Raw genomic sequence first — 26,493 nt, forward strand, 5'->3', positions numbered from 1 at the left:
GAAAGGCACACGAGATGGAACACCTGCCTATGATTCTCATTGAGGGAGCCCTGGGCTTCTCGCTGGCAGCCTGCGCAGGGCTGCGGGCTTTTCTTCCCCTCTTTGTCATAGGCGTTCTAAGCCGCACGGGGGCCCTGCAGCTGGGCGACAGCTTCACCTGGATAGGCTCCACCCATGCCCTTATTGCCTTCGGTACCGCTACCGTAATCGAAGTGCTGGGAGACAAGTTCCCCGCAGTCGATAATGTGCTTGACTCGGCAGGGCTCATCATCAAGCCGGTAGCAGGAACTCTTCTCTTTTCAGCGGTAATCGTCAAAATGGATCCTCTCCTTTCGATAATACTTGGCATCATTGCAGGAGGGAGCATCGCAGAGCTCATCCACGTAAAAAAAGCCGCCATCCGCCTCGCCTCCTCAGGGCTTACCGGAGGCATTGCCAATCCTTTCATTTCGTGTATTGAGGACATAGGGGCCCTTGCAGGCACCTTTTTATCCTACGCGCTGCCGCTCCTTGCAGTGTTTCTCGTCACGGCAGGCATTTTTCTATTCCTGAAGCTCTACCGCAGATCCGTGCTGAAGCGGCAGGCCCGGGCCGGGCAGGCACCTCTCCCCGCCGGGGGAGCGGAAAGGGAAAGCGCTGTTGAAAGGAATGGTGCAGCATGATACACGAGGAGAAGAACCCCGAGGGCTACATTGACCTCATTGACAGCACCTCGCAGGAAGTGGTGGGGAGAAAATACAGGCTCACTGCTTCAAAAACCAGCGTGCTCTGCAACGAGCGCTTCGCCGCAGGGGAGATGGTAGAGGTCCTTTTCCCTTCAAGCATTGACATGCAGGAGGCAAAAGAGGAAGGCGGCCCCTGGGAGGGCTTCTCGTCGAAGTGGTTAAAAAACAATGCCCTTGAGATCAGGGAGCTTCACACCGGCGTCGTGATTCACAGGGCTCCCTACAGCAGGCGCTTTCTGGGAAAGGCAAACAGCGCCGCTCGCTGCCATGCCCTTAAATCAATCCTGAGGCGCTTCATGGAAGGCGGAGCCTATGGAAGATAGGGGCCTGCAGGAGAAAAAGCCAGGGAACAGGCGACAGGAGCACATATGACCTGCGCGTCTCTTTCCGCCACCCGATATGGGGCAGGATTTTACCTGCACGAGAATAATCCCACAGGTTCCGAAGTAACTTCTGTCTACACCACTGGCCCGCACTCAGTATAACCGGGAGGGAATGCCCATGTCAAGCAAGTCAGTAAAGAAGAGTAAATCGAAGCCCAAGGCGGAAGAGAGCGAGGCTCTTTCAGCGCTCGCCGCTATGGCGCGCCGGGACGGGGAGGCTCTTGAGGAAACCCTCAAGGGCGAGGCCCTTGTCAATGATATGACGGCCAGGGAAATCGAGAAAAAGAACAGGATAAATATAGGGGAGATCCTCTCACGCCATGAAAGCTGAGCTGCAGGGGGACTGGCAGGCAAGGCTCATAGCCCATGCCCGCGATGCAAGGGAACATGCTCATGCGCCCTATTCACATTACAAGGTAGGGGCGGCAGTGCTTGCAGGAAGCGGAAGGATTTACGGCGGCTGCAACATTGAGTACGCCACCTACACCCTCACAAGGCATGCCGAGATGACCGCATTCGAAAAGGCTATTTCCGAGGGGGAAAGGGATTTTCTTGCCCTGGCCGTCATCACTGACGATAAAAGCGCTCCTTTCCCCTGCGCGCTCTGCCGCCAGGTCATGGCAGAGCACTGTGCTCCCGCCTTCGTGGTCATAGGGGCCAATATGGAAGGCGCCATAAGGAAAACAACCCTCGCAGGGCTCTATCCTCACTGTTTCGGTCCCCGCAACCTGGAAGCCTGAACAGGGCTCCACAGGGCCCGCTCCCTCCTCGCTTCAAAACTGCCTGGAAAGCTTGAAGGAGGAAGGCTCAAGGCCGGACAATATAAAAGGAGAAAAACACTCCACCAGAAAAGAGATGTGATTTCCATGAAAAAAGCCTTCCCCGTGCTCTTGCTCTTTGCCCTCCTTCTTGCGGCGCCCCTTTTTGCCGCCGACCCGCCGCCTCAGGACATAGAGGCCCGGATCGAGGCGCTCCTTGGAAATATGAGCCTCGAGGAAAAGCTCGGGCAGATGACGCAGTATTCCGAGGGGCAGAGCCCCATTGAGACCGAGGTGATGACCGGCAGCGAGAAAGACAGGCAGCTCCATAAGAACAAAACTTCCAGGGAGCGCTTCATCGCCCTGGCAAGGAGGGGCATGCTCGGCTCCCTTCTCAACTGCATCGGCGCGGCAAAAGTAAACGAGCTCCAGAAAGTGGCAGTGAAGGAATCGAAGCTCGGGATACCCATCATCTTCGGCTACGATGTCATTCATGGTTACCGCACCATATTCCCCATTCCTCTCGGGCAGGCGGCCTCGTGGAACCCCGGGCTCGTGGAAAAGGGTGCCCAGGTTGCCGCCAGGGAGGCCGCCTCGGAGGGAATCCACTGGACCTTCTCCCCCATGGTGGACATTGCCCGTGATCCCCGGTGGGGCCGCATTGCCGAGGGATCAGGCGAGGACCCCTTCCTCACGTCGGTCATGGCGAGGGCCCAGGTGAGGGGCTACCAGGGGAGCGACCTCTCGTCGCCGTCATCAGTGGCAGCCTGCGCCAAGCATTACGTGGGATACGGCGCCGCCATCGCAGGAAGGGATTACAATACCACCGAAATACCGGAGCGCTCCCTGAGGGAGATCTACCTGCCTTCTTTCAAGGCCGCCGTTCTGGAAGGCGTGGCGACCTTCATGAGCGCCTTCAACGACCTGAACGGCGTGCCCACCTCGGGAAACCGTTACACCCTCACCACGATCCTCCGCGACGAATGGAAATTCAAGGGATTCGTGGTGAGCGACTGGGAGTCAATACTCCAGCTCATCCCTCACGGCTTTGCCGCCAACAGGGCCCAGGCCGGCATGGAAGGCGTGCTTGCGGGCGTTGACATGGACATGGCCGACGGGATCTACCAGGAATGCCTGCCGGCCCTCGTCAACGAGGGGAAAGTGCCCATGGCGGTCATAGACGAATCGGTACGGCGCATCCTCCGCATAAAGTTCCAGAAGGGGCTCTTTGAGAATCCCTATACCGACATCACCCTCGCACCCAAGGTCCTCCTCGCCGAGAGCCACAAGACAGACGCACTTGCAATGGCGCGTGAGACGATAGTGCTGCTGAAAAACGAGGGAAAAACCCTTCCGCTGAAGACCACCCTCTCCTCTGTCGCTGTCGTGGGGCCCCTTGCCAATGACGGCAGGAACCTCATGGGCTCATGGTACGCCCAGGGAAGGGACGGGGACAATGTCCCGATCCTCTTCGAGCTGAGGAAGAAGCTTAGCCCCTCCTGCAAGCTCACCTATTCCCAGGGCTGCCCCATCGAGGGGCCGGCGAAAGCGGGTGAGATTGAGGCGGCCGTCAAAGCCGCGAAAGCAGCCGACGTGGTCGTCGCCGTGCTGGGAGAGCGCGGGGACATGTGCGGCGAGGCGGCAAGCAGGTCCTCGATAGATCTGCCCGGCCGCCAGCAGGAGCTCCTTGAAGCCCTCCACGCCACGGAAAAGCCCGTGGTGCTCGTCCTCCTCAACGGCAGGCCCCTCACCATCCAGTGGGCTGCCGATCACATCCCCTCAATCGTCGAGGCATGGTTTCCCGGCACCATGGGAGCGCGGGCCATCGCCGACGTGATCTTCGGCGACTATAATCCCGGCGGAAAGCTCCCCGTCACATTCCCGAGAAACGTCGGGCAGATTCCGATATACTACAGCGCCAAGAATACGGGGCGTCCCGCGTCAGCGAGCGACAAGTTCACCTCGAAGTATCTCGACGTGCCGGTGACGCCTCTCTATCCCTTCGGCCACGGCCTGAGCTACACCACCTTTGAATACAGCGGCCTTGAGCTCTCGTCGGCCAGTATCAAGAGAGGTGAAGACCTCCAGGTCTCCGTCACGGTAAAGAACACCGGCGCCAGGGAAGGCGACGAGGTGGTGCAGCTCTATATCCGGGATCATGTGGCAAGCGCCACGAGGCCTTTAAAGGAGCTGAAGGCTTTCAGCCGCATCCACCTTGTACCCGGTGAGGCAAGGAAGGTCTCATTCACCCTCACGCCTGATTCATTTGCCTTCTATAACAGGGAGATGGTCCGCACCGTCGAGGCCGGAGCTTTCTCTGTCTTTGCAGGGGGAAGCTCCCAGGGCGGCCTCGAGGCGAAGCTTGAGATCGAATAGAGCGGCGGCGGTGAAGCCAACAGGCGCTCAGCCACACGGTCGGCGGAAGCTCTCTGCCTTCATTGTTGCCCTGGCATGGCTTCTCATGGCAGGGGAGTGCCTCTCCCGCCATGGGGTGCCGGCTCCATTCTCTCTCATCGCTTATGAGAGCAAAAGCCACACGAGGCAGCTCTACGATTCCCCACCCGGCCCCGAAGCGGTCATCTCCCGCTATTTCACCCCCGGGCTCACTGCCTCCATGCGCGCCGATGCCCGCAGGATAAAAGGATCCTTCGGCGGGATAAACATCTTTTCTTCGGCTCACTATGCCACTACCTTTGTCACCGGCACGGCAACCCTCAGGGATGTCTTTGATGCCCGTGTCCCGGGGAACTTCCAGATATTCCTCGCCTACGCCAGGGAAAAGTTCGGCACAGACCCCGCAGCTTACGAGCGGTTTCCTCTGGCAGCCACGGCCTTTCTTGAATCCTGCGGATTTGACGCGGTCCTCTACCGGCCTGACCAGTTTCACCCTGTCTTCACCGACGCCCGCGCCGACACATGGATGTTTCTCCGCGACGCTCCCTCCTTCTCCTCCCCTTATTATTACAGCTCCCGGGTGAAGGACCGCAGAATCGAGGTGACAGGAGGAATGGCCATGAGAGCCCAGGTGTCGTCCGATCCCCTTTACGAAAACCACTGGATGTACTACATTCCATCGGAAAACAGCAGTTACAGGCAATATTGCGTGCCAGGAAAGGAAGAAAACCGCTGTAACAGCAATGTAACGGGAAAACCGAGTGATTATTCCCCCCCGATGCCTTCAAGGGAAGCCATTGAAAGACGGGAAAAGCTTGGCATCGCCCCATCGCCCCTCTCCGGGCGCACCCTCCGCGTTGGGGGCTGGAAAAGCGAGCAAAGCGCCTCTGAGTCAGTGCGCGACGGCATAAGATTCGTCCACGATCCTGAATACGGCACCTGGGGAGGCTGGGGCATCTACCTTCTCCCCCTGGACAGGGAATTCTGGCTCCCCCCTGCAGGAGGCCATGGAAAGTGAGACAACTTGCCTCTTCAGGGGACTTGTGGTATCATTAGGGGTATATGCAAGCCCGGGAGAATCAAGATGAAAAACGTGAAACTGGCGGCTCTCAAAGGCGTCGAAAAAACCGTGGTCACCGTGGGAGGCTGCGAGATAGGGGGCGCCTTCACCGTCATTGCCGGCCCCTGCAGCGTCGAGAGCGAGAAGCAGATAATTGAGACCGCAAGGGCGGTGAAAGAGGCGGGGGCGAAGATCCTGCGCGGCGGGGCCTTCAAGCCCAGGACCTCCCCTTATGCCTTTCAGGGGCTGGGCCTCAAGGCCCTCAAGCTCCTTGAAAAGGCCCGCCGTGAGACCGGGATGCCCGTCGTCACCGAAGTCCTTGACACCCGCGACGTGTCATGGGTAAGCGAGTTTGTAGACATGCTCCAGATAGGGGCCCGCAACATGCAGAACTTCTCCCTCCTCAAGGAGGTGGGCCGGGCGGGAAAGCCGGTAATTCTGAAGAGGGCTATGCACTCGACTCTTGAAGAGTGGCTTAACTGCGCCGAATATATCCTGAATGGGGGGAACTCCCAGGTAATCCTCTGCGAGCGCGGCGTCCGCACTTTTGAGACGTATACGCGCAACACCCTTGATCTTTCAGCAGTCCCTTCCCTCAAGGAGCTCACCCACCTCCCCGTGATTGTCGATCCCTCCCACGGCACGGGGAGAATAAGCCTCATCGAGCCGATGAGCCTCGCGGCGGCCGCCTGCGGGGCAGACGGGATAATGCTCGAAGTCCACATAAGGCCGGAAGAGGCTCTCTCCGACAAGGATCAGTCCCTTTCGCCATCGCAGTTTTCTGACATAATGAAAAAAGTCACCGCCCTCAACGGTTTCCTTGAGGGCATCAGGCGGGGGGAAAAGGAGGTAAAGCCCGATGGATCTTGCAAAGGTAAGGGAAAAGATAGATCTCATCGATAAAAAGCTCATAAATCTCCTGGAAGAGCGCATGGAGCTCTCGCTTAGGGCGCAGAAGCTCAAGCAGGAGGTGGAAGACCGAAACCGCGAGGAGGAAGTGATGCACCACGTGGCCGAGCGCTCGGGAGGCCTTGTGTATCCCTCCTTTACCCGGCGCCTCTTCGAGCTCATCATCGGGGAGAGCAAGCGCCTCCAGAAAAACGGCTACCGCCTCATAGGATTCCAGGGCGAGCACGGCGCTTATGGCGAGGTGGCAACGCGCGCCTGGGACACCCATCTCGCCCCCATACCCTGTATCGAGTTTGCCGATGTTTTCGACAGCGTGTCGGGAAAAAAACTTGACTTCGGCATGGTGCCCGTGGAAAACTCTCTCGAGGGCGCCGTCACCCAGGTCAATGACCTGCTGATCGACACGGACCTCCATATAGTGGGCGAAGTGGTGATTCCCGTCCATCACTGTCTCCTTGCGCTCCCTGATACTGATTACCGGGAGATAAAAGTGGTTTATTCCCACCCCCAGGCGCTTGCCCAGTGCAGGGGATTTATCACGCGCAACGCCCTTGAGATGCGTCCTTATTACGATACGGCAGGTGCGGCGAAAATGCTCGCCAGGGACATGCCCCACGCATCGGCAGCCATTGCGAGCAGCCTTGCCGCCGAGCTTTACAACCTCCAGGTCATCAAGGAGAACATCGAGGACCACCCCTCGAACTTCACGCGGTTCGTCGTACTCTCGAGGGAGAAGGCTCCCATGAAAGGTGAAAAGTGCTCAATCGTGTTCTCGGCAGCCCACCGGGCCGGCACGCTCTTCGGCGTTCTCAGGCTTTTCGCCGAGGCAGGAATCAACCTCACGAGGATTGAATCGCGGCCCCTCAGGAATGACCCGGGCCACTATGTCTTCTTTCTTGATCTGCTGGGAGATCCCGAAGACCGCGCCGTGGCCGCGGTACTTGGAGAAGTTGAGAAGGCCACTGTCAAATACAAGCTGCTGGGGTCGTACGGGAGGGCCTGATATGAAAATAGCCATTCTGGGAGCGGGAAACATGGGAGCCTGGCTTGCCTTGACCCTTGCAGAAGACCACGAGGTCGGTATTTATGACATTGACAGCACAAGATATGCCGCCATGGAGGGGAAAAAGACAATTCATACCTTCTTAGCTCCTGCTGCACTTGGAGAATACAGGCCGAACCTGCTCCTCAACGCCGTAAGTCTCAAAAACACCGTGGAAGCCTTCGAGAGCGCCCTCCCCCACGTGGAGGAATCGTGCCTGCTGGCCGACGTGACCTCCATCAAGGGAAACCTCCCGGCATTTTACCGGGGCACCTCGCGCCGCTGGGTCTCGGTCCATCCCATGTTCGGCCCCACCTTTGCCAACCTGAAGGCCCTCTCGCGGGAAAACGCCGTCATCATCAAGGAATCCGCCGACGAGGGAAAGGCCTTCTTTGAGAGCTTCTTCAAAAATCTGGGCGTCACTATCTTCTATTACCATGCCGACGAGCATGACAGGATGATGGCTTATTCACTTACTACGCCCTTTGTGGCAACGCTTGTCTTCGCCGCCTGCATGACTGAAGACGCCGTGCCCGGCACGACCTTCGCAAGGCACCGCGAGATCGCCAGGGGGCTCCTGGGTGAGGATGATCAGCTCCTCGCCGAGATTCTCTTCAACGATCTCTCTCTTTCACAGATTGAACAGATTACCAACAGGCTTGAGTTCCTGAAGCATATCATCAGGGGGCGCGACGGCGACGAGGCGGTGAAATTCTTCGCAGGCCTCAGGAAAAACATCGGCGGGCCCCTTCAAGAGACCCCTTCACCGCAGGAGGATGCCATTAAAGCCTGAAAGGGAAGAGAGGATCGCCATGGGTGACTTTGTGCTCAAGGGAGGGACCGTGGTAACGGCAGGCTCCCTCTTTTCCGCCGACGTGGCCGTCAAGGGAGAGAAAGTGGCCGCCCTCGGCGACATTCCCGGCGAGGAGAATGTCCTTGACGTCAGGGGGAAGCTGGTGCTCCCGGGGGCGCTGGATGCCCATGTGCACTTTCACCTTCCCATCGGGGGAGGGACTTACTCGGCCGACGACTTCGCCACCGGCGGGAGATCGGCCGCCCTCGGCGGCGTCACGACCGTATTTGACTTCGTGCACGCAGGGCCGGGGGAGGAGCCTCTTGCCGCTCTGCAGGCAAGGATGGCTGAGGCGCGGGAATGTCCCGTGGACTACGGGCTCTTCTACTGCATCAGCGAGCACACCCCCTCCATGGAGACAGCAGTGCCTGAGCTGATTAGGACGGGCATCGCCTCATTCAAAATCTACACCACCTACCGCCCGGCCGGCATTTATCTCGATGACGGGGGATGTGCCCGCCTCTTGAGGCTGTGCGCGGAACACGGCGGGATGGCATCGATACATGCCGAGAATGACACCATGATAGAGGCCGCCATAGAGGAGGCTTCAGAAAATAATGAACTTTCCCCGCCCTGGCACGGAAAAACAAGGCCGCCTTTCACCGAGGGCGAGGCCATAAGAAGGATGGCTTACCTGGCGAAAAAGACCGGCGCCATTATTCATATCATGCATGTCTCCTCGGGTGAAGGGCTCGGTGAGGTCATCCGCGCGCAGCAGGAGGGCATTGCACTCACGGCAGAAACATGCCCCCACTACCTTCTCTTTGATGAATCGAAGCTTGAAGGCCCCGACGGCTGTCTTTATACCATGACACCGCCCCTCCGCACTCCCCGGGACCAGTCGCTCCTCTGGGAAGGGCTCGTCAATGACCACCTCCAGTTCGTGACGACTGATCACTGCCCTTTCACCAGGGCACAGAAGGAGTGCTCAAAGGACGATTTCAGGAAAATCCCCAAAGGAGTCGGTGGCGTAGGAACCCTTGTGCCGCTCATGTACTCGGAAGGCACCGCCATGGGAAGAATCAGCATTGTCAAAATGGTGGAGCTTCTCTCGGAGAACCCTGCAAGGCGCTACGGCCTATGGCCCTGGAAAGGCGCCCTTCTCCCCGGGTCCGACGCCGACATCACCGTCCTGGCACCGGAAGATTCCTGGGTGGTCACCAAAGATGAGACCGGGTCAGCCGCAGACTACTCCATCTTCTCGGGAATGAGCCTCAAGGGAAGAATTGAGCAGGTATACCGGAGGGGCAGCCTTCTCGTTGACAGGGGAAAGTACCTCCCGCCGGCGTCGCCGGGGCAGTTTCTCCCCAGGAGGGTCATGCCCGGCAGGACTCTCAAGGCTTGTTCCACGGGGGCTTTCTGAGAAACACCGGCTGCGTGAAGGCCATTTTCCCCTGTGAAGATTCTACCTCGGCCCTCACGTAGATATCGTCATCGCGATAGTGATAGGAAGCTTTTGCACCCTTCGTCTTCTGGAGCACACGGCGCGCCGCGCCGCAGAAGGTCACGGTATATTCAGTGTCCTTCTCGGGCGTGATCTCTATACGATACTCCTCTGCCCTGGCTGAGAGCTCCGACAGGACCACACCGGTGGTGCAGTAAAAATCGCCCTCGCGGAGAGATCGCATGAGCGCGTCAGTGGTGAGCTCAGGGGCCCTCACCATCACCCAGGCCCTGCCGGGATTTCCCCAGCCGTCTTTCTTCTTCTTTTTATGGTAATGGGCATCATCGGAAGCAACGCCATAGACTCTCTTTCCCATCTGAAGCAGCATGTCCCACCGTATCCTGTTCTCCAGGCCCGTGCTGGACATCGCGTTGTAAATCTCGATAAGAAAAAAGCCTTCAATGACTGCTATCTCCACGGGAAGAATATGGTTCTTGTACGAAGGGTGGTTGAGCAGAGGGATCCCCCCGGCATCGCGGATGGCTTTCACGGTTTTCACCAGCACCTCTTCAACAGTCTTTGCCTTGACGGGCTTTACATGCCTGTTTATATTGACAGCGTTCATATGGATGACCTTTTTTTCCGCCATGGTCCCCACCTCTTCACCGGCGATGACCAGAAAGTCTTTTGAGCTGTTGAGCTTTCTCTGCGTCACATCGGTGAAGCGGTCATGATCGGTAAGCACCAGGAAATGATACCCGTGATCGCGGTACCATTTCACCATCTCCTCCGGCGATGAGTCGCCTTCCCACGCGTTGCTATGGCAGTGCATGGCTCCCTTGTACCAGGAAGGCTCTGCAGGAGCCATGCCGGGGAGGAGGGCCATAAAGACCACCATCAGAATGGGTATCATGCGGTGTCGTGCATTCATCGCAGTTTCGTCCTGAGCCTGGGATATTCCATAGTGTGCCGCTCCAGAGGTATAGATGTTCAGTGCACTATGAATTATTCCTCCCCCTCTTCCTGGGAGGAGCCGTCAAAGGAGCGGAGAAACATTACTCTTCCGGGGAACGCCCCGCGCCCTGCCGGGGTTTTGCGGGACCGCTCCCCAGGCCTGTGCAGCAAAGGAGTCGCCATGGGTCCTGCCGTGCGTCGTGCCATACTTTTATCACTCCTGTTTCTCCTTTTCCTCTCCGGGGCAGCCTTTGCAGAAAGGCTCACCCTTGAGCAGTGCCTCGAGATGGCCCGGGACATGAACCTGAACCTCAAGCGGGGAGAATCGGATTTGAAAATCACCTCCCTCTATGAGACAAAAGCCCGCTACAACTTCTATCCCTCCATAAATTCCTCGGCGAAGTTCAACACCAAAACCTACAGTACGAGCCGCACCCTCAACATTCATGAATACTATTTCGAGCTTATCCAGCCCATTTACCATTTCGGCGAGTTCACCTACAAACTCGATATAAGCAAGGCAATCCGCATCGCCTCGCTCCTTCAGCTCATGGAAACCAATATACAGGTGGAAAGGGATGTGATAGTCACCTATCTCACCATTCTGAAGCTGAAGAAGCTGAAAGCCCACATTCAGAACATGATCAGCAAGGCCAGGCACCAGTATGAGGTGGTGAGCGCCCTGGTAAGGATAGGCCTCAAGGAGCCCAAAAGCGAGGAGCGCTGGAGAGTCCTCATAGACGGCTACCAGGATGACCTGGTGAAAAATGAAAACAGCCTTGCCGATGCCTACACGGGATTAAGAAAGCTGCTGCAGTATAAGAACATCAACGAAGAGCTCCAGGTGGTGCCCGTGGAAGTCTCCGAGGAGTTCGAGTACGACTACCGGCAGCTCCAGGAGATAGAGAAGGCCACGGGAGTTGTGGGCATTGAAAAAGCCCTCTACGGCTATGCGAAGGTCTTCTGCCCCGCCATCAGGAAAAGAGTATACGATATAAAGGCTGCCGAAAGCTCCGTTGCCTATGAGAGAGCCGTCACCATGCCCAAGCTCGACCTTGCGCCCCGCTACCAGCGCGAGGAAGACACGCCTTACACCTTCTGGACGCTCGGCGTAAGGGCTTCTTTCAATTTCCTCGATCTGCCCGGGTGGGAAAATGTTGCCATCAGGCAGGAAGAGCTCAACAGGACCAGGATTGACTATGATCTCTTCGTGAGGGACCGGTTCTCAGAGATACGTACCACTTTCTTCAACTACCTTGCCTCGGTGCGCAAGCACCCCATCACCATTCGCCAGGTCGATGAGGCAACAAAGTATCTCATAAATATGCATAACACCTATGCCAATGGAAAAATATCCGATGTGGAGCTGATAGACGCCTTCAATTCATACTACAACAGCAACACGACGAGAATACAGGTCCTCTACGATTTCTTTACCTCTCGCGCGCAGCTTTACAGCCTCATCGGTCACTCCACGGCACTGCAGACCCCCACGGTAGAAGAGTTCATGAAGAAAAAGGATATAGAAAAGTACTACTCTGAAAAGGATATCTTCTATGACTACTTTTACATGAAAGATATGAGGGCGGCGCTGGACAGCGGTGACATAAAGAAAGTGGAGGAGCTTCGCGACAAATACCGCGGAATCATAGGGCAGAAGGCATTTCTCCAATGGAGAATTCTGCATTTTGCCGCCTTTGTCGGCAACAAGGAGATACTGGAAAAAAGGATCGCCCAGGGAAAAGACGTGAACGTAGTGGCACTGAATGGCCTCACCCCCCTGCACCTGGCAGCAATGCAAGGACACACGGAAATTGTAGAGACTCTTCTCAAGCATGGCGCCAACCCCAACTTCAAGGCGGAGATGGAGGAATTCACTCCCCTCATGGCAGCCTCAGAGAGAGGCTTCACTGAGATCTGCGATCTGCTCCTGAAAGGAGGAGCCAGGGTGAACGAGCGCTCAAAGCAGGGAAGAACTGCCCTCCACAACGCGGCGGAAGCAGGCTTTCTCCCGGTGGTGAAGCTTCTGGTGGAGACCGGCGCCGATGTGACCATAAAGTCTGATTCCGGGAAAACAGCTGCTGAAATGGCACGCTTTGAAGGATACAACAACGTGGCGGACTACCTTGAATCGGTGACGCCCGGGAAGGGGAAATAGGCCCTACTTTGCGAATGCCTGTTTCACGAACTGGCGTATCCTGTCCACATCAAGGCAGCGTATGAATATCTCCATGTGGCGGTCGTCGGGCGTCTCGTTTATTTCTCTTCTCCTGAGCTCTTGCTGGAGCTCCTGTATTTCACCGTGAGGCACTTCTATTCTGTTGTTCAGGATAAGGTAGTATTTTTCTACGAGCTTTTCATCAGGGACGTGCCTTAAGCCAGCCATTGATGTCCTCCCGATAGTCAGAAACAGGTTTCTCTTATTATATCATCATTCATGGCAAAGGAAAAGGGTGCGTGCGAAGTTTTCTTGCCTCATTGAAAAAAGCAAAGGCCTGGAGAATCCTCCAGGCCGGGTTGTTATGGCGCTTCCCGGGCATCCCTCTAAAGGGCCGAAGCGATATCGATGGCCCTGTCCTGCAGCCTGTCAAGCTTGGTGAGGGCGTCTTCCACGGTATTGAAGCCTGCCCTTGCCATAGCGGGATTCCCTATCTCAATATACCCCAGCATGAGGGAGACCCCATCATGGTACCTCTCAAGCTCGTTCTGCGTATTCTTCACGAGCTCCACTTCCTCGGGCGGCAGGTCATCAAGCTTCTTCTTCACCACGTCACTCTTGAAGAGGTTTACCCCCATCTGCGTCATTGTATAGATGGGTCTTACCACCTGACGGTACTCGTCCTTGGTCATGGTGCCCGCCTCGACACCTTCGCAGGCTTTTCTCAGGTTCTTGAGATGCTTGGCATCCTGGAGCGGCACTTTCTTCATCTTGCCGTGGGAGCCTGTCACTTCACCTATCACGGTGTTGAGCGTTTCCTCGTCATCGCCCTCTCCGGGGAGTGGAGTGCTGCACTCCTCGCATATTTCGGCACCGTGGGGATTTCCATGGCCGCAGTTGTCGCACATGATCCTGTCTGAACCGCTTATCCTGCTCCAGAAACCGCCTTCCTCCTCTACATCGGACATAGCTGTTCTCCTTTCATCGTGAAAAAGAATATACTCTGCATTCTCTCTGCGGTGAACCCTTTCACCGATGAGCAGAGCATGAAAATATCCCCTGCGGAACACGCTGAGCTCCCGCAAGGGATAAATATTCCTCGCTCTGATAGAAGAATCCTCTAGTTTTCCTTACCGGACTTATTGCTTCCAGTCACCGGCCACTGCTGAGGCTGAGGCCGTGGCAGATGCGCCGCCCTGCTGGCTTTCATCACCCTTGGCCTGGTTGATGATATTGATGATCACGGGGGCTGCGCTCTTCTCCGCTTCCTTGTCATCCTTCTTGTCACCCTTAAGCTTTGCAAGGGGTGCGGTGAGAACCTCACCAAGCCCTTCCATACCCTTCGCCATCCCTCCGCCGGCCTGCTCAAACACTTTCTGTATCCCGTCCATAATAATTTCCTCCTTGTTTTTTGTTCTTTACTTGTATATCACACTCATGGCATCGCCAGTAAAGACCTTAAATGTAAACTTTTGTTAACAATTGCCTCGTCAATTCGGCCAGGAGTATGGCAGCAAGGGTTTCGACAGAAGAATCATACTCTGGTATGAGATTTCCGGGGGAGGCGCTCTCAAGCCTCCGTGCCTTGCCGATGCACTCTCCGTGCTTGATGAGAGTCTTCATGCACCTGACGCGCTCTCAATCACACCAAGCTTTTTCATCCATCTGATGCTTTCGAGATGAAAACCGATGCTTTTTATGGCGGTCTTCAGGGCTCGCTGGTTCCCCTCGCTGATATCGGCGAGGCAGAAGGGGATCCCCTTTTCGCTGAGGAGGTTGATGCCTTCCTTCATGAGCCTCTGGGCTGCCCGCTTTCCCCAGTAATCAGGGTGAATGGCTATGTCATAGACATATCCAAGGCGGGCCCCCGTGATGGCATCGCAGGCGTTGGTCTTGAACAGAAGATACCCCACGGGTGTCTCCTTGACGGCATCTTCAATGATGAGGGCGGTAAAGTCCTCACTCTCCTCAAGGGAGAGCTCAGAATATATGCGGAGGTACCGGTACTGCACGTCATCCTTGGGCCTGTCCCGCCCCGAGGGAATGGTGAATGATGCGCACTGCGTGTTGAGCCATAACACGAAAAAGAGATCCTCGCTCTGCGCTTTTCTGACAATGAAAGGGTCGGGATCATGACGGGGGAGGGGCTTAACGGCCGTCCTGAGGATAATCCTGTTCATTTCCTTCCCGAAGCCTTCCCGGAAAGCCCTCTTCTCGCCTTCCTTGTCCTGCGCGAAGATCTCCATCACCAGGTACTGTATCTCTCTCTCCCTCACTGCCTCCTCGGCCTTCCTGAAAAGCAGGGGAAGGGCATCACCTCCGGCATGGTCAGGGGAGACGGCGTAGTCAAAGATAAAGCCCTGCTTCTCCCCCGTGATGGTCTCCACAATATCCAGAAACAGTACAAGGTAAGCCACTGCCTTCCTGTCGCCGCTCCTCTCGGCGACAAAGACCTTGAAATCGCCTCCCTGGCCTATGAGGTGAGCCCTGCTTCTCAGGCTCCTCACATGAAAGCTCTTCACCTCGTCACCCATGGAAGACCACATCATCGAGAGAAACTGGTCCTTGCCCTCAAAGAGCGCGATGATCTCCTCGATATCCCCTGGTGTTCCCTCTCTGGCTTCAATATTCATAAATATAGACTTCAACAGGTGGAACGGAATGCCCTTCTTTCACCTGCCGCACCGAAACCATGGCATGGGGCATGCCACTCTTACGCCATCGGTCAAGGGGGAATAAGAGGATTTCACGGTGTTCTCTCGAATTCATGCTTCAAGGAATTCTTAATGGGAACCCACAAAGACTTTTCAGACCTTATCGCCTTTTACCAGAACCTTGACAGCAACCTGCCGAAGCTTGAGCAAGAAAATCCCTGCGGTTCCTGCAGAGAATGCTGCTCATACCACATAGTGCTCTCAGGTTATGAATTTGACTTCATGGACCTTGAGCTTTCCAGGATCGGCGCACCTTTCTCCCTTCATTTTTCCCCCCTTCTTCCCGGAAAGCGCGATCCCCGCCTGGGTGAGCCCCCCGCGCCCTGCCCCCTTCTGCTGAGAGAGGGTGGATGCCTTGTCTACCGGGCACGACCACTTGCCTGCCGCCTTATGGGAGGTTATCTCCCTTACCACTCGGAGCCTGTCGCCCGGTGCGTGTACCTCCCGCACCAGAAAGTCTATGCCACCGTCGAGGAGATACCTTCATGGAGCCACTATGAGAGGATCCTGAGAAGACACCCCTCGCTTCCAGGCTATTTCAGCGTCACATACGCTCCACTGGAGGCACCGCTTCAGCACAGTCAGTAAGAAACGGCACAATCATGGCATCAAAGCACCCCATACATCAAAGCAGCACTCTTCACTTCAAGCTCCCGGCAGGCAGAACCTCAGGACTGCTCGCGATCTTCCTCCTCTGTATTGTTGTCATGGCGTCAGGTGGCCGTATCGAAGCCGCCTCCCCCGTTCCCATGATGAACACGTTCACGATCCTCGATGACATTTTTCCAGCCACAGGTGATCTTTACCCTTATGAGAGGCAGCTGCTGAAGGATGACCGGGGAGTCTTCAATGTGGCTCTCTTTTCAGAAAAAGTCACCGCCAGCACCCCCCTTTACAGGATGTTTTCCCGCCTTCCCTTAAAGAGCGCCGACAAGAAAGCTCTGCTGCAGAATATCACCGACGGGGTGCTGAAAATCTACTTTGATCTTGGCGCCAGGCCGCCTGTATGGAACTACAACCGCATGCTCTTTGAGAGAGAGCTCGCCTCATACGGAATCAAAGAATTGTGCACGCCCCCTGACTTCGTTATCATCTCTCACGCCCATCTCCCCAACTATATCGGCGGTTTTGAGCTCATGCAGAAGTATTATCCCAATGTCCCCGTGTTCATCACCGAAGATATGAAGGAAGGCCTGATCTATTTCGATTCCAGAGATCTTACCGGGAGAAGGGTAAAAGCCAGGACTCCCATAGTGCTCCACCCCGGCGAGACTGTCCTTACCGATCACCTGAGCATCATAAACGGGAAGTATAGAAAAAAATGGGAAAACGTGATCCTCGATGGCACCAGGGTGGTAGAGCGCCGGGGCTATAAAAAGGAGCCAGAATATGAAAATGTCCTCAAGGTGAAGACCAGAGAGGGCCTGGCTCTCTTTGCCACCTGCATGCACTGCAAATTCCCCATGGACCGCAGAAATGCGCTCTATGTGGGCGGCTTCGAGGAGGAGCCGGAAATCATTCTGAAGGCCAGAAAGCTTTCGCCTTCGCTTCGGTTTTACCTTTACCACTGTGGAAACCCCGAATACCTCTCCGAAAAGCTGGGGGGAAAAGTGGATATCAGCTCATATGTGAAAAGGATCCGGCTCGGTGAGACCGTCTTCTTCAAGATCTGAAGAGAGGCGCCGGTACATTAATAATTTGTTCATTGCCCCGGGACCTCTTTTCTGCTACTATGGTGGTGCAGAGGTTCAGAGATAAGGGGTGGTAGATCATGGATCCTCTCTCACGGGCAGTTTCCCCGCAAGTTCCGCGCTCGTATCAGGCACCGGCAGAGAAGCCTGAAGAAATGTCCCTGCCGCATGACGCCTTTGAAAAGAATGGAGCAGAAAGGGGGAAACCCCCTGAGGCCGGGCAGGCGAAAAGCGTCTCGGCCATCGAGGGCGTTTCCGCCCGGACTCTTCCCCGGCCGATGACGGAAGAGGAAAAGGCATCATTCAGGGAGTACTTCCCGAAGCTTGACGTGGAGAGGGCCGTCGTATCTGCCGAGGCGACGCCGGAATACAACTGCATCTCCTGGACAGTAGGTGAGACCCACCAGTGGTTCTGGCCACCCCAGATGTACCCCGCCCTCACTCCCGACAAGGCCTTTGACATCTTCTACGGCGGCTATGGCCTTGTTCCCGCTGAACAGGGCACTGTGGCCCACTGGGTGAATGACGAGGGGCCCACTCATGGCTCCATTTCCGGGCCCGATCATGGCCCCCGGTGGGAGAGCAAGTGCGGGCAGGACCTGCAGATCCAGCATGACAGGGACGAACTGGACAGTGACGTCTATGGAAAGATTGCGAAATACTATGCCATGAAAGGAGCGCCGCGGGCAATGAAACAGGCCCAACCGCCCGAGATACCCAAGGAAGTTGCGGCGACCGTGAAGGAAAAAGCGGCACAGGTCCCCGCCGGGGTACGTGATGCTTTTAACAGCCGCTATGAGGACTGGATGGCCTTCCGAAAATCCCCCGGGGTGCGCATGTCCTCAAATCCTGCCGACTACTGCAAGACAGGAGCCTTCAAAGAGATCGTGGCCATGGGAGTGCAGGTCACTCCCCTTCTGATGGACAAGATTGCCTCGGGCGACTTTTTCTCCTACCAGGCCTGCCGGGAGATAGAGAAGGCTGCGGGACAGGGCGGCTTTGAGATTTCCCGCAGCGCGGGAGGCACCGATGAGGCGGTGAGCGAGCAGACAAGGGCGGCAAGGGCGCTCCTCGCCTGGCACCAGGATCAGCAGGAAAGCTGACCACCCCTGTCCTTATACCGGTAACAATGACAAGAGAGCCCCTTTGAGGGGCTCTCTTGTTCTGCCTCAGAGCCGGCTGTCAACTGCGGGGCTCTTGGAGAGCTTCTTGTCAAGGGCGATTGAGGAGGTCCCTGATTCCGGGGAGAAGGAGCAGGTTTGCCGCCACGATTGAAGAGGGAATCCCGGCGCCTGGTCCTTCTCTTGTAAAATCTTCCACTATCCCGCCTGCTTCCCTCACCATGACAATACCCGCCGCCACATCCCAGCTGTTGCAGTGCTCCAGCCAGAAGCCGTCAAGCTTTCCCGCTGCGGTGTAGGCAAGAGCCAGGGCCACTGAGCCTTGCAGCCTCACGACCCGGCACTGTGCGTATACCCTGGTAATAACCTCCATGTCCTTTCTGAACCCCTCGCCGCGGTAATAGGTGTCACCTGTGGCAAGCACGGCCTTCGAGAGATCAGTCTGCGAAGAGATTGTGACGGCCTCATCATTGAGCCAGACCCCCTTCCCCTTTTCCCCGTAAAAATATTCTTCCGTGACGGGGTTGTAAATGGCACCGCAGGTGAGGGAGCCCTGCTGCTCCAGGGCGATGGAGACGGCGAAGAAAGGGATGGCGTTTCCGTAGTTTGTCGTCCCGTCAAGAGGGTCTATGATCCACCTGAGAGGATTGTTCCCGATGCGCTCCCCCGACTCTTCGGCGATGATGTCGCTCCGGGGAAACCTTCTCTGTATCTCGCCGATGAGATAGGCCTCCGATTCAAGGTCAGCCCTCGTGACAAAACCGGCATCCTTCTTTTCCGTGAATTCAAGGGGGCGGCGGAAATACTTCAGCAGTATTTTCCCGGCGCCCCTGGCAAGGTGGGACATGAAATCCTTCATGGCGTCTCTTCTCCCTGGATAATCTGTGAAATACCACTCTATGGTTTCCCGGAAGCATCTGAAATTCCTGGATGGGATCCAGAGATTGAGCACTTCCGGGAAATATTTCTCCGGAAGAGGAGAGTGCTCACGGCAAGAGGGAATATTTGCAGTGAGATCCCAGATACCCAAGGAGTTCCGGTGGATTTCCTGAAAAAGATCCTGTCCCATCCCAAGAAAGAAATGAGCACCTTATCGCCTTATACCGGCGAGAAGGCCGCCATGGAAAAAACACCGGAAAAGGGGCTGCCACCGAATGACCATGCTTTTGAGCTGACCGATCCTCTCCTCATGAGGATTTTTCTGGACTTCACAGGCAGAACCCCCCCTTTTTCAGCGATTCTCTTTGATGCAGAGGAAGAGGAATGCTTTGTCTACTTCTTCAATGAAAGTGAGCTGGTGAAAGCTGCAGCGCTCCCTCTCGGGGAATGGCCCTCCAGGGCCGAGACTCTCAAGTCCCTCAACGAGAAGACCGTGACAATCGGCTCTTCCCTCTTTTCAGCCGGCACCATCATCTCATTCTCAAACTTCGGCGAGCGGATTTCCCTTGTCCTTGAAAGGGTCCGGCAGGACTGCCCCTCGGGGCTCAGTGATAAAAAGAAAGCCACCATAAAGCTTCTGAACCTCATGAAGCCTGCCACTTCTCTCACAGAGCTCAACAAGGTGCACATGGCATGTTTTATTGAAAAGCACCTTGAGGGAAGGAGCGGGAGCCTTGCAGACCTGCTGCGCGAAGAGGGTCTTCTCACCGAGGCCCTCTATGAAAAATGCCTGGCCCTCTCGAAGACGGGAAGACCCGTCGAGGCCCTTTTCCCGGAGCAGGGCGTTTTCCCGCGCAAGGCCCTCACGAGAGTCATTGCACGCTGGGCCGATTACGAATATCTTGACATCGACGATGAGGAAATCGACGAGAATCTCGCAGACCTCATGGGTATTGAGTTTTGCCGGGCGCACCATCTCCTTCCCTGCCGGCTCACAGATGATGAAGTCCTCGTTGCCGCTGCAGACCCGTCTCTCAGAGAACCCCTGCAGGCTGTTGAAGAGAAGATCGGCAAAAAGGCTGTGGCGAAAATGAGCGCCGAGGAAGACATAAGGGAATTGACAGAAGACCTTTTCAAACATATGGGCAGCGGTGAGTGAAGCCCGCGGCGGCAGTCTATGCTCTTTTCGGGGGAGAGCCCTGCGGTGTCTTCAGGTGAGAGATATTATCACGGATGAGAAGCATCCCATGATCCAGATCCTGATCTGCCTCGATGACAGTGACAGAAGCGTTCTGCACCATGTTCCTGGGTACTTCCTGGAGGCTCTTTCCCAGCACGTGGCAGAGCGCTATGGCGATAGCTCCGCCGTGAGTGATGCAGACAACGCTTTCCGTGGGCAGGGAGTTCCTGATGATCTCGTTGAGCGACGCCGTAACCCTGCGTTCCATTGAGGGGAGCGTCTCGCCGCCGGGCATGGGATTATGAAGGGGGTCGGTAAAGCATTTCTGGAAGAGGGGCACCCCCTGGGCATCCTTCCAGGAAGCGATCTCATTCCTGGTCTTCCCCTCCCATTCACCCATGTCCAGCTCCGTGAGGCCTCCATCCTTCTTTACGGGCAGGTTCAATGCCTGTGCCACGGGCGCCGCAGTCTGGGCAGCCCTTGTAAGAGGGCTTGCATAGACTGCCGAGAAATTCCCGTCATTCTTCACCATTTCATCCTTGAAATACGCTCCCAGCGCCTCGGCCTGGGCTTCACCCTCTTTATCAAGAGGAATGTCGATGCGGCCCTGCATCTTCCCTTCCTTGTTGTATGAGGTCTCGCCGTGGCGGACCAGATAAATCCTCATCGTGACGGAGCCCCCTGTGTGGACTTCACTGTGCACCTCCTATTATAGCAGAGAAGGGACCATGACACAAGAGATGATACTCTGCGGATCGCGGGCAGAGCTTTCTTCACCTCGACACCTTGCCTGAATTTTTTTTCATATCAACGACTGCCATACTGATGTCACACCCCCCCCTTATAATGAATCCAAAACCATAGGAGGAATTGCTGCCATGTACGCCTTATCTTATGAAGCATATGACGTGAAAAAGCCGGCGATGAAATCATCGGCGTGGTGTGACAGGGAGATATGCTTTGCCCACAAAAGCCAGAAATGGTGGATCAGTAAGTCAGGGGTGAGAGTCTGCGGAATCTGCGCACCGCCTCCCGACAGGAGCGCCCTGCCGGTGATAGCGGTGTCAATAGACAATGACTGACGGGGCTCTCCCGGGGCGGCCTCCGCCGGGGGGAACCTCTATGGAATAAAATCACCCCTGTTTTCATATCTCTCTTGAGGATTACCATCTGGAAAAGAAAGCGGGAGTGATTACCATGGCAAAGGAAAGGGCACACTACTGCCTCACCTTTCTCTCTTTTCTCCTTATCCTGTCACTTTCTCTGCTGTGTCATCCAGCAGCTCAGGGCGGCGAAGTACCTTCTCCCTCTCCGGCTCTCCCGGCAGCGGCACCGGTGACATCACCTTCCACCGGGATACCTGCAGCATCCCCGGCGCCGCAGCTCTCGCCTCCCCCTTCCCCGTCTCCGGAGGCTTCGCCTGTCATCACGCCGGGGCCAGGAGAGGCAGGGAAGTCCCTCAGCCTTGAGGCAGTGCTCCAGAAGATGAAAGAAGCGAATGCGGGGCTCAAGGATTACTCATCACCCATAAGGATAACGGGCTTGGCGAGCTATTCCATTATCGACACTGCTCTTTACATTGAAGGGACCTATTATTTCAAGACACCTGACAAGCACAGGCTCAAGATAAGCAAGGGCCCCCACTACCTGGCCCAGTATCCCCAGGCCTTCGGCTGGAGCCTCCCCGACCCCCGGGAGTGGACAGGCAAGGTGAAGGAGGTCAATGAAAACGGGAAAGACTATTTCCTTGTGAAGCTTATCCCTGTGATGGGGCAGGGTGACCTGTTGAAAAACGAGTTATGGGTTGATAAAAAGTCCTACCTTTTCTCCAGGCAGGTCTCCTATTACCGTGACAAGGGCATGATGACCATAGAGAGCTCATACCGGGTGGTGGAAGGCTTTCATGTATTTGACAAACTTATTGGGCACTTTGAGTTTCCCAAGAAGCACCTGAAGGGCAAAGCCCAGGCTGAGTACGGCGAGTACAGGATAAACGGGGGCATCGACGATGCCGTATTCCAGGATGAAAAGAAAAAATAGGGGAGCCCGGCTTCACGGCGACGGCGGCAAAGGGACCTTTATCTTCTCTTCGTATACCTTCAGGGCAGCCTCTATCACCCTGTCCATGTTGAGATAGCGGTAAGTTCCCAGCCTTCCGCCGAAAATGACGTTCCTGAGCCCCCGGGAATCCTGCATATAGCGCTCATAGGTTTCCCGGTCCTCACTCCTGTTCACAGGGTAGTAAGGCTCGTCATCGCCTTCAAGGCTCTTGGAATACTCGCGGAATATCAGGGTCTTTTTCTCTCCATAGGCTCTCTCGCGGTGAAGGTGCCTGAACTCATGGATCCTGGTGAAGGGGACGGCGGAGTCTGCATAATTCATCACGGCCGTGCCCTGGTAATCTCCCTCCTCAAGGATCTCCCGTTCAAAAAGGGAGGTCCGCCATGCCAGTCTGCCGTGCCGGTAGTTGAAAAAGCGGTCAAGAGGCCCCGTATAGACGATCAGGCAGTCATCGCCCAGCAGGTGGCGCACCTCAAAAAAGTCCGTATTGAGATGGAGAGAGATATTGGGGTGGGCAAGCATTTTCTCGAAGACGCCGGTGTAGCCGCAGAGAGGGAGGCCCTGCCAGGGATCGTTGAAATAGTTGCTGTGATAGCTGTAAGATACGGGAAGCCTTGCCATGATATCAGAGGGAAGTTCCCTTGGATCGACGCCCCACTGCTTGATGGAGTACCCCCTGATAAGGGCTTCATAGAGAGGCCTTCCCACGGAGGAAATGGCCACTTCCTCGAAATTTGAGGGTGTCGGGGAGCCCTCCTTTTCGATCTCGCTGCAGAGAAACGCGCGGGCCTCCGAGGGCTTGAAATTGGCTTCATAGAAAGCATTTATGGTGCTGAGATTGATGGGCATCTGATACACCCTGCCCTTATGCTCGGTAAGCACCTTGTGCTGATAATCGTTGAAAGGGGAGAACCTGCTTATATAACGCCATACCGCCTCGCTCGAGGTATGGAAAATATGGGAGCCGTACTTGTGGAATTCTATACCCGTCTCCCGATCAGTCTCCGTGTAGCAGTTACCGCCTATATGGGCTCTCTTTTCAACAAGGGCCACGGGCTCTCCCATGTCGGCGGCAATTCTTTCCGCTATGGTGGCGCCGAAGAACCCCGCACCGGCCACGAGATACCTGAAGTGCTCAAAGCTCATCTAAAGCTCCATATCTTTAAGAAAATTGCGCTTCCTCCCGAACTGCTTCACCGTGTCCTTCAGCATCGAGTCAAAATCCCTCACGGTGGGCTGGAACTGCCCCTCGGCCTTGTCATGGTTCTGGTGTATCACAAAAATGTCTTTCGGCGAGTTGGTCACCCAGTTCAGGAGCCTCCGGCGCTGGATAAAGTCGAAATCCACGGTGCCCCAGTGATCGGACTCGTTGAGGCCCCCGAATTCCTTCCACTTCGTGCGAAGCATACCGCCGAAAATCCAGGATTCCCACTCATCACAGGTCTCGGCAAATGAGGGCGTGCTGTACGGGTTTATTACCATGCCGAGGTACTCCTCCTTGTAGAGAGGCTCCTTGTTGTCATAAAATCCCTCTATGTTCCTTATGGCATAAAAATCGTTCTCCCAGTCCACCGAGTCAATCTTCTCCTGCATCGAGAAGGTGAGATAATAGGTCCGGGAGTTAAAGTAGTGGTCGGGGTGGGCTCTCAGGGTTCTGTTGGCCTTTTCAATGCAGTCAAAACAGATCATCACCTCGGGATGGGCGATGTAGACAAACTCCCCCCTTGATTTCATGATGCCGCGGTTGACGATGGCGCCGGCATCCCTCCACTCCCCCGGCTTCTTGTCATCGAGCTTCACGTAACTGATCTTGAGCTGGCCTGAAAAGGACTTCACGAGAGCCTCTGTGTCATCGGAAGAGCCATCGTCAAGAATGATAAGCTCGAAGCGCTTCTCGGTCTGCCTGGCGTAACACTTGAGGGACCGCTTCAAGAGGTGGGCGCGGTTGTAGGTGCACAGCACGACGCTGGCAAAATCTTTTATCACTGCTTCCTCCTTACTTCTTAAGGACCAGCATGAGCCATCGCGGGGGAATGGTCTCCTTCCTTGCAATCTGTTCCCTGTGTTCATCAAGAAGCTCATCAATCGCCCCTGTCGTCTGGGGCAGGTCGCCCCCGTAATCGTGAAAGGCCATGATGCCTCCTGGAACTATATGAGGCCAGATGGCATGGAAATCATGCTTCACCACTTCAGGCTCATGGTTCCCATCCAGAAAGGCAAAGACGAATTTCTGGTCCTCACTGAAACGGAGCGTTCTTGAGTCGCCTTTCACCACGCGGATGTTGGGATATTCCCTTGTGTTCTCGAGAAAAAGCTCTTCCTGGTTGCGGCCGCCCAGAAGCAGATGGTAGATATCGGCCATTGCATAGCCGGCGGTATTGACGGTCCTGTCAACGTCCGGGTCAAAAATATCGACGGCATAGACCTTTTTCCCCCAGGGAAGCGCAGCCTTCGCAAGCTTTGCCGTGCCGCCGCCGATGAAGCACCCTATCTCCAGGAAATCCCCTTCAAGCCGGAAAAGGTCGCACTCTTCCATGAGAGCGATAAAGATCTCATAGCCGACGAGATCACTGATCGTGCCGTAGGGAAACCGGTAGATATAGAGCTTTCTCGGGAAGGGATTGCCCTTTCCAGGGAGTTCCATATGCGTCCTCACAAAAGAATCAGCAGGATCTTTTTCATACCGGATCATTTCCTGAAAGTTCCCGAAACCCCTGCAGGTTGGCACCTTTTTTGATCGGCTCACCGGGAAAAACTGGCGCAGGGGATCTACGTGGAGCGCCTGAGAGAAAGCGACCGCTACGCAAAGGTTTACACAGAACAGGACGCCCGGGAGGCAGCCTGCCACGAAGCGCAGAAACATGCCGATTGATTTGAACCAGTGCAAGGTCACTGAAGACCCAACAGCTTCACCGCCAGAAGCCACAGCCAGTTTTACGCATTGTCAGGGCCCTTTGCTTCAGCGGGGGACCCTTCCGCGGCATTGACGACGTACCTCCTGGTCGGGTACACCTTCATATCGGCGTCGATCACCTTTCTGGTCACAGGGTCCACGTAGAGATCAATCTCCCCCACCTGGCGGCCATGGGAGCCGGCTTCGACGATATAGGTCTTGTGAGGGTAAGGACCTGTATCAAAGGCCGCGTTGGCCGTCTTGTGGTCATGACCCGCGACAATGACGTCAATGTAAGGAACCTGGGCGGCAAGGTGCTTGAGCTCCTCCATGCTGAGCTGCACTTCCTCATCACTGAGGGTGTAGTCCTCGGTGAGGTGGCTGCCCTCATCCTTGATATCGGTGATTCCCTTGTGGACAAGAGCTACGATGACCTCTGCGCCTTCATGGCGCATCTCATCGACGCTCTTGAGAAGGGATGCTGATTCAGAAAGGGCCGTAATATCATCGCCCATCTCGGGATGCTGCGGTGTGTGCATCTTTGTGGTGGTAATTCCCACAAAGCCTACTTTTACCCCCTTGATATCGGCTATGAAGTATGGGACAGTGCCTGAGATAGGCTTCTGGGTATCCTTATCAAGCAGGTTGGAGCTTACGACTCTCGCCTTGAGCTCTTTGAAATATTCCTTGACTGCCACGCCACTGCCCCACTGGAACTCGTGGTTCCCCGGCACCACGGCGGTATAGCCTTCCTTGTTGAAAAACTCGACAATCCTGCCGAAACGGTCGGGGTCGCCGTGATTGGCCGTGTTGCCCGCGTCGCCCGAATCCACCAGCACTGCATCAGGGTTGACACGCTTCAGCCTTTCAACAACCTTTTCAACGGCAGGGAGGGTGCGGGTAGCGCCATGAAGGTCGTTCGTGTGGATGAGGGGGATCTTTATGAGGTTACCCGGCGATGCGGCGCTTTCCGGGGGAGGCGGATTGTTTTCCGGTTCTGATTTTTTGTTGCTCTTGGGCTTCTTCTTTGCGGCCGCTTCCCCGTGAGGGGCAGCAGGGGCTTTCCTCTCCGCAGACTCACCAGGGACATCGCCCCGGGGCTTGAAAGAATCAGCAGGCTCATCGACTGCTGCAGGCTCTGAAAGATTCCGGGCCTGCGGTTCCGTGAAAGGGAGACTGACGTTTCTGAAGGCCGGGAACTGCACTTCACCCACCATAGCGCTGCTCCTCTCGAAAACTGGGTTTCACCCTCAAGATGATTATACCTTATTACGGGCCTCAGGGATATTGAGAAATTGTAAATTTTCGGAGCCGGGAAAGAGAGCCGCTCTGCT

General features: G+C 55.8%; 28 protein-coding genes. 17 read left to right on the forward strand and 11 right to left on the reverse strand.

The window, feature by feature from the left end; all coding sequences use genetic code 11:
- The first annotated feature begins 14 nt into the window (after positions 1-14).
- From RDV48_05280 to hydA, 10 genes are all read left to right on the forward strand, one after another.
- Positions 15-662 (forward strand): DUF4126 domain-containing protein, encoded by a 648-nt coding sequence (locus RDV48_05280; GenBank protein ID MDQ7822189.1) that lies wholly within the window; start codon positions 15-17, stop codon positions 660-662.
- Positions 659-1,048 (forward strand): hypothetical protein, encoded by a 390-nt coding sequence (locus RDV48_05285; GenBank protein MDQ7822190.1) that lies wholly within the window; start codon positions 659-661, stop codon positions 1,046-1,048. Before RDV48_05280 ends, RDV48_05285 begins: the two co-directional genes overlap by 4 nt.
- A gap of 178 nt (positions 1,049-1,226) precedes the next feature.
- A complete protein-coding gene (locus RDV48_05290; GenBank protein MDQ7822191.1) occupies positions 1,227-1,439 on the forward strand; it encodes a hypothetical protein in 213 nt (70 codons plus the stop codon).
- On the forward strand, positions 1,429-1,848 hold the full coding sequence (locus tag RDV48_05295) for a cytidine deaminase (protein MDQ7822192.1): 420 nt from the start codon (positions 1,429-1,431) through the stop codon (positions 1,846-1,848). The genes RDV48_05290 and RDV48_05295 overlap by 11 nt, the downstream gene beginning before the upstream one ends.
- A gap of 126 nt (positions 1,849-1,974) precedes the next feature.
- Positions 1,975-4,242: a glycoside hydrolase family 3 N-terminal domain-containing protein gene (locus RDV48_05300; GenBank protein MDQ7822193.1), complete on the forward strand. Its 2,268-nt coding sequence runs from the start codon at positions 1,975-1,977 to the stop codon at positions 4,240-4,242.
- Entirely contained in the window at positions 4,229-5,278 is a 1,050-nt protein-coding gene (locus tag RDV48_05305; protein ID MDQ7822194.1) for a hypothetical protein, read from the forward strand. The genes RDV48_05300 and RDV48_05305 overlap by 14 nt, the downstream gene beginning before the upstream one ends.
- Before the next feature lie 66 nt (positions 5,279-5,344).
- Entirely contained in the window at positions 5,345-6,223 is an 879-nt protein-coding gene (gene aroF, locus RDV48_05310) for a 3-deoxy-7-phosphoheptulonate synthase (GenBank protein ID MDQ7822195.1), read from the forward strand.
- Positions 6,180-7,232, forward strand: coding sequence for a prephenate dehydratase (pheA, locus tag RDV48_05315; GenBank protein ID MDQ7822196.1), 1,053 nt, complete (start codon positions 6,180-6,182; stop codon positions 7,230-7,232). Before aroF ends, pheA begins: the two co-directional genes overlap by 44 nt.
- 1 nt (position 7,233) lies before the next feature.
- Positions 7,234-8,064, forward strand: coding sequence for a prephenate dehydrogenase/arogenate dehydrogenase family protein (locus tag RDV48_05320; GenBank protein MDQ7822197.1), 831 nt, complete (start codon positions 7,234-7,236; stop codon positions 8,062-8,064).
- A gap of 19 nt (positions 8,065-8,083) precedes the next feature.
- On the forward strand, positions 8,084-9,487 hold the full coding sequence (gene hydA, locus RDV48_05325; protein MDQ7822198.1) for a dihydropyrimidinase: 1,404 nt from the start codon (positions 8,084-8,086) through the stop codon (positions 9,485-9,487).
- Here the strand turns inward: hydA and RDV48_05330 are convergent.
- A complete protein-coding gene (locus tag RDV48_05330) occupies positions 9,459-10,439 on the reverse strand; it encodes a CehA/McbA family metallohydrolase (GenBank protein MDQ7822199.1) in 981 nt (326 codons plus the stop codon). The genes hydA and RDV48_05330 overlap by 29 nt on opposite strands.
- A gap of 204 nt (positions 10,440-10,643) precedes the next feature.
- On the opposite strand from RDV48_05330, the gene RDV48_05335 reads away from it, so the two are divergent.
- Positions 10,644-12,620 (forward strand): ankyrin repeat domain-containing protein, encoded by a 1,977-nt coding sequence (locus RDV48_05335; GenBank protein MDQ7822200.1) that lies wholly within the window; start codon positions 10,644-10,646, stop codon positions 12,618-12,620.
- Between the two features lie 3 nt (positions 12,621-12,623).
- Here RDV48_05335 and RDV48_05340 read toward each other — a convergent pair whose 3' ends face one another.
- The 4 genes from RDV48_05340 to RDV48_05355 form a co-directional block, all read right to left on the reverse strand.
- Complete coding sequence (locus RDV48_05340) at positions 12,624-12,848, reverse strand: hypothetical protein (GenBank protein ID MDQ7822201.1); 225 nt, start codon at positions 12,846-12,848, stop codon at positions 12,624-12,626.
- A gap of 158 nt (positions 12,849-13,006) precedes the next feature.
- On the reverse strand, positions 13,007-13,588 hold the full coding sequence (locus RDV48_05345) for a hypothetical protein (GenBank protein MDQ7822202.1): 582 nt from the start codon (positions 13,586-13,588) through the stop codon (positions 13,007-13,009).
- A gap of 171 nt (positions 13,589-13,759) precedes the next feature.
- Positions 13,760-14,011, reverse strand: coding sequence for a hypothetical protein (locus RDV48_05350; GenBank protein MDQ7822203.1), 252 nt, complete (start codon positions 14,009-14,011; stop codon positions 13,760-13,762).
- A 228-nt stretch (positions 14,012-14,239) separates the two neighbouring features.
- Positions 14,240-15,253 carry a GNAT family N-acetyltransferase gene (locus RDV48_05355; protein MDQ7822204.1) on the reverse strand — a complete coding sequence of 338 codons (1,014 nt, stop codon included), beginning with the start codon at positions 15,251-15,253 and terminating at the stop codon, positions 14,240-14,242.
- A 153-nt stretch (positions 15,254-15,406) separates the two neighbouring features.
- Between RDV48_05355 and RDV48_05360 the strand changes: the two genes are divergently transcribed.
- The 3 genes from RDV48_05360 to RDV48_05370 all read left to right on the forward strand — a co-directional run bounded on the left by RDV48_05360 (position 15,407) and on the right by RDV48_05370 (position 18,128).
- The gene (locus RDV48_05360; protein ID MDQ7822205.1) at positions 15,407-15,922 is read left to right on the forward strand and encodes a hypothetical protein; all 516 of its coding nucleotides are present in this window, start codon (positions 15,407-15,409) and stop codon (positions 15,920-15,922) included.
- Positions 15,923-15,936: 14 nt separating this feature from the next.
- Positions 15,937-17,007: a hypothetical protein gene (locus RDV48_05365; GenBank protein MDQ7822206.1), complete on the forward strand. Its 1,071-nt coding sequence runs from the start codon at positions 15,937-15,939 to the stop codon at positions 17,005-17,007.
- A gap of 98 nt (positions 17,008-17,105) precedes the next feature.
- On the forward strand, positions 17,106-18,128 hold the full coding sequence (locus RDV48_05370; GenBank protein MDQ7822207.1) for a hypothetical protein: 1,023 nt from the start codon (positions 17,106-17,108) through the stop codon (positions 18,126-18,128).
- Positions 18,129-18,237: 109 nt separating this feature from the next.
- Here the strand turns inward: RDV48_05370 and RDV48_05375 are convergent, their stop codons facing one another.
- A complete protein-coding gene (locus RDV48_05375; protein ID MDQ7822208.1) occupies positions 18,238-19,005 on the reverse strand; it encodes an inositol monophosphatase family protein in 768 nt (255 codons plus the stop codon).
- A 180-nt stretch (positions 19,006-19,185) separates the two neighbouring features.
- On the opposite strand from RDV48_05375, the gene RDV48_05380 reads away from it, so the two are divergent.
- A complete protein-coding gene (locus RDV48_05380) occupies positions 19,186-20,184 on the forward strand; it encodes a hypothetical protein (GenBank protein MDQ7822209.1) in 999 nt (332 codons plus the stop codon).
- Between the two features lie 16 nt (positions 20,185-20,200).
- Here the strand turns inward: RDV48_05380 and RDV48_05385 are convergent, their stop codons facing one another.
- Positions 20,201-20,872 (reverse strand): histidine phosphatase family protein, encoded by a 672-nt coding sequence (locus tag RDV48_05385; protein MDQ7822210.1) that lies wholly within the window; start codon positions 20,870-20,872, stop codon positions 20,201-20,203.
- A gap of 211 nt (positions 20,873-21,083) precedes the next feature.
- Here RDV48_05385 and RDV48_05390 point away from each other — a divergent pair, with 211 nt between their 5' ends.
- A complete protein-coding gene (locus RDV48_05390) occupies positions 21,084-21,287 on the forward strand; it encodes a hypothetical protein (protein ID MDQ7822211.1) in 204 nt (67 codons plus the stop codon).
- A 115-nt stretch (positions 21,288-21,402) separates the two neighbouring features.
- A complete protein-coding gene (locus RDV48_05395; protein MDQ7822212.1) occupies positions 21,403-22,245 on the forward strand; it encodes a hypothetical protein in 843 nt (280 codons plus the stop codon).
- A 12-nt stretch (positions 22,246-22,257) separates the two neighbouring features.
- On the opposite strand, the gene glf is transcribed toward RDV48_05395, so the two are convergent.
- The 4 genes from glf to RDV48_05415 all read right to left on the reverse strand — a co-directional run bounded on the left by glf (position 22,258) and on the right by RDV48_05415 (position 26,376).
- The gene (gene glf / locus RDV48_05400) at positions 22,258-23,412 is read right to left on the reverse strand and encodes a UDP-galactopyranose mutase (protein MDQ7822213.1); all 1,155 of its coding nucleotides are present in this window, start codon (positions 23,410-23,412) and stop codon (positions 22,258-22,260) included.
- Positions 23,413-24,252: a glycosyltransferase gene (locus RDV48_05405; GenBank protein ID MDQ7822214.1), complete on the reverse strand. Its 840-nt coding sequence runs from the start codon at positions 24,250-24,252 to the stop codon at positions 23,413-23,415.
- Between the two features lie 10 nt (positions 24,253-24,262).
- A complete protein-coding gene (locus RDV48_05410; GenBank protein ID MDQ7822215.1) occupies positions 24,263-24,910 on the reverse strand; it encodes a class I SAM-dependent methyltransferase in 648 nt (215 codons plus the stop codon).
- A gap of 290 nt (positions 24,911-25,200) precedes the next feature.
- On the reverse strand, positions 25,201-26,376 hold the full coding sequence (locus tag RDV48_05415; protein ID MDQ7822216.1) for a metallophosphoesterase: 1,176 nt from the start codon (positions 26,374-26,376) through the stop codon (positions 25,201-25,203).
- Positions 26,377-26,493: the final 117 nt, after the last annotated feature.

It is taken from the genome of Candidatus Eremiobacterota bacterium (assembly GCA_031082125.1).
Lineage (GTDB): Bacteria > Vulcanimicrobiota > CADAWZ01 > CADAWZ01 > Ess09-12 > Ess09-12.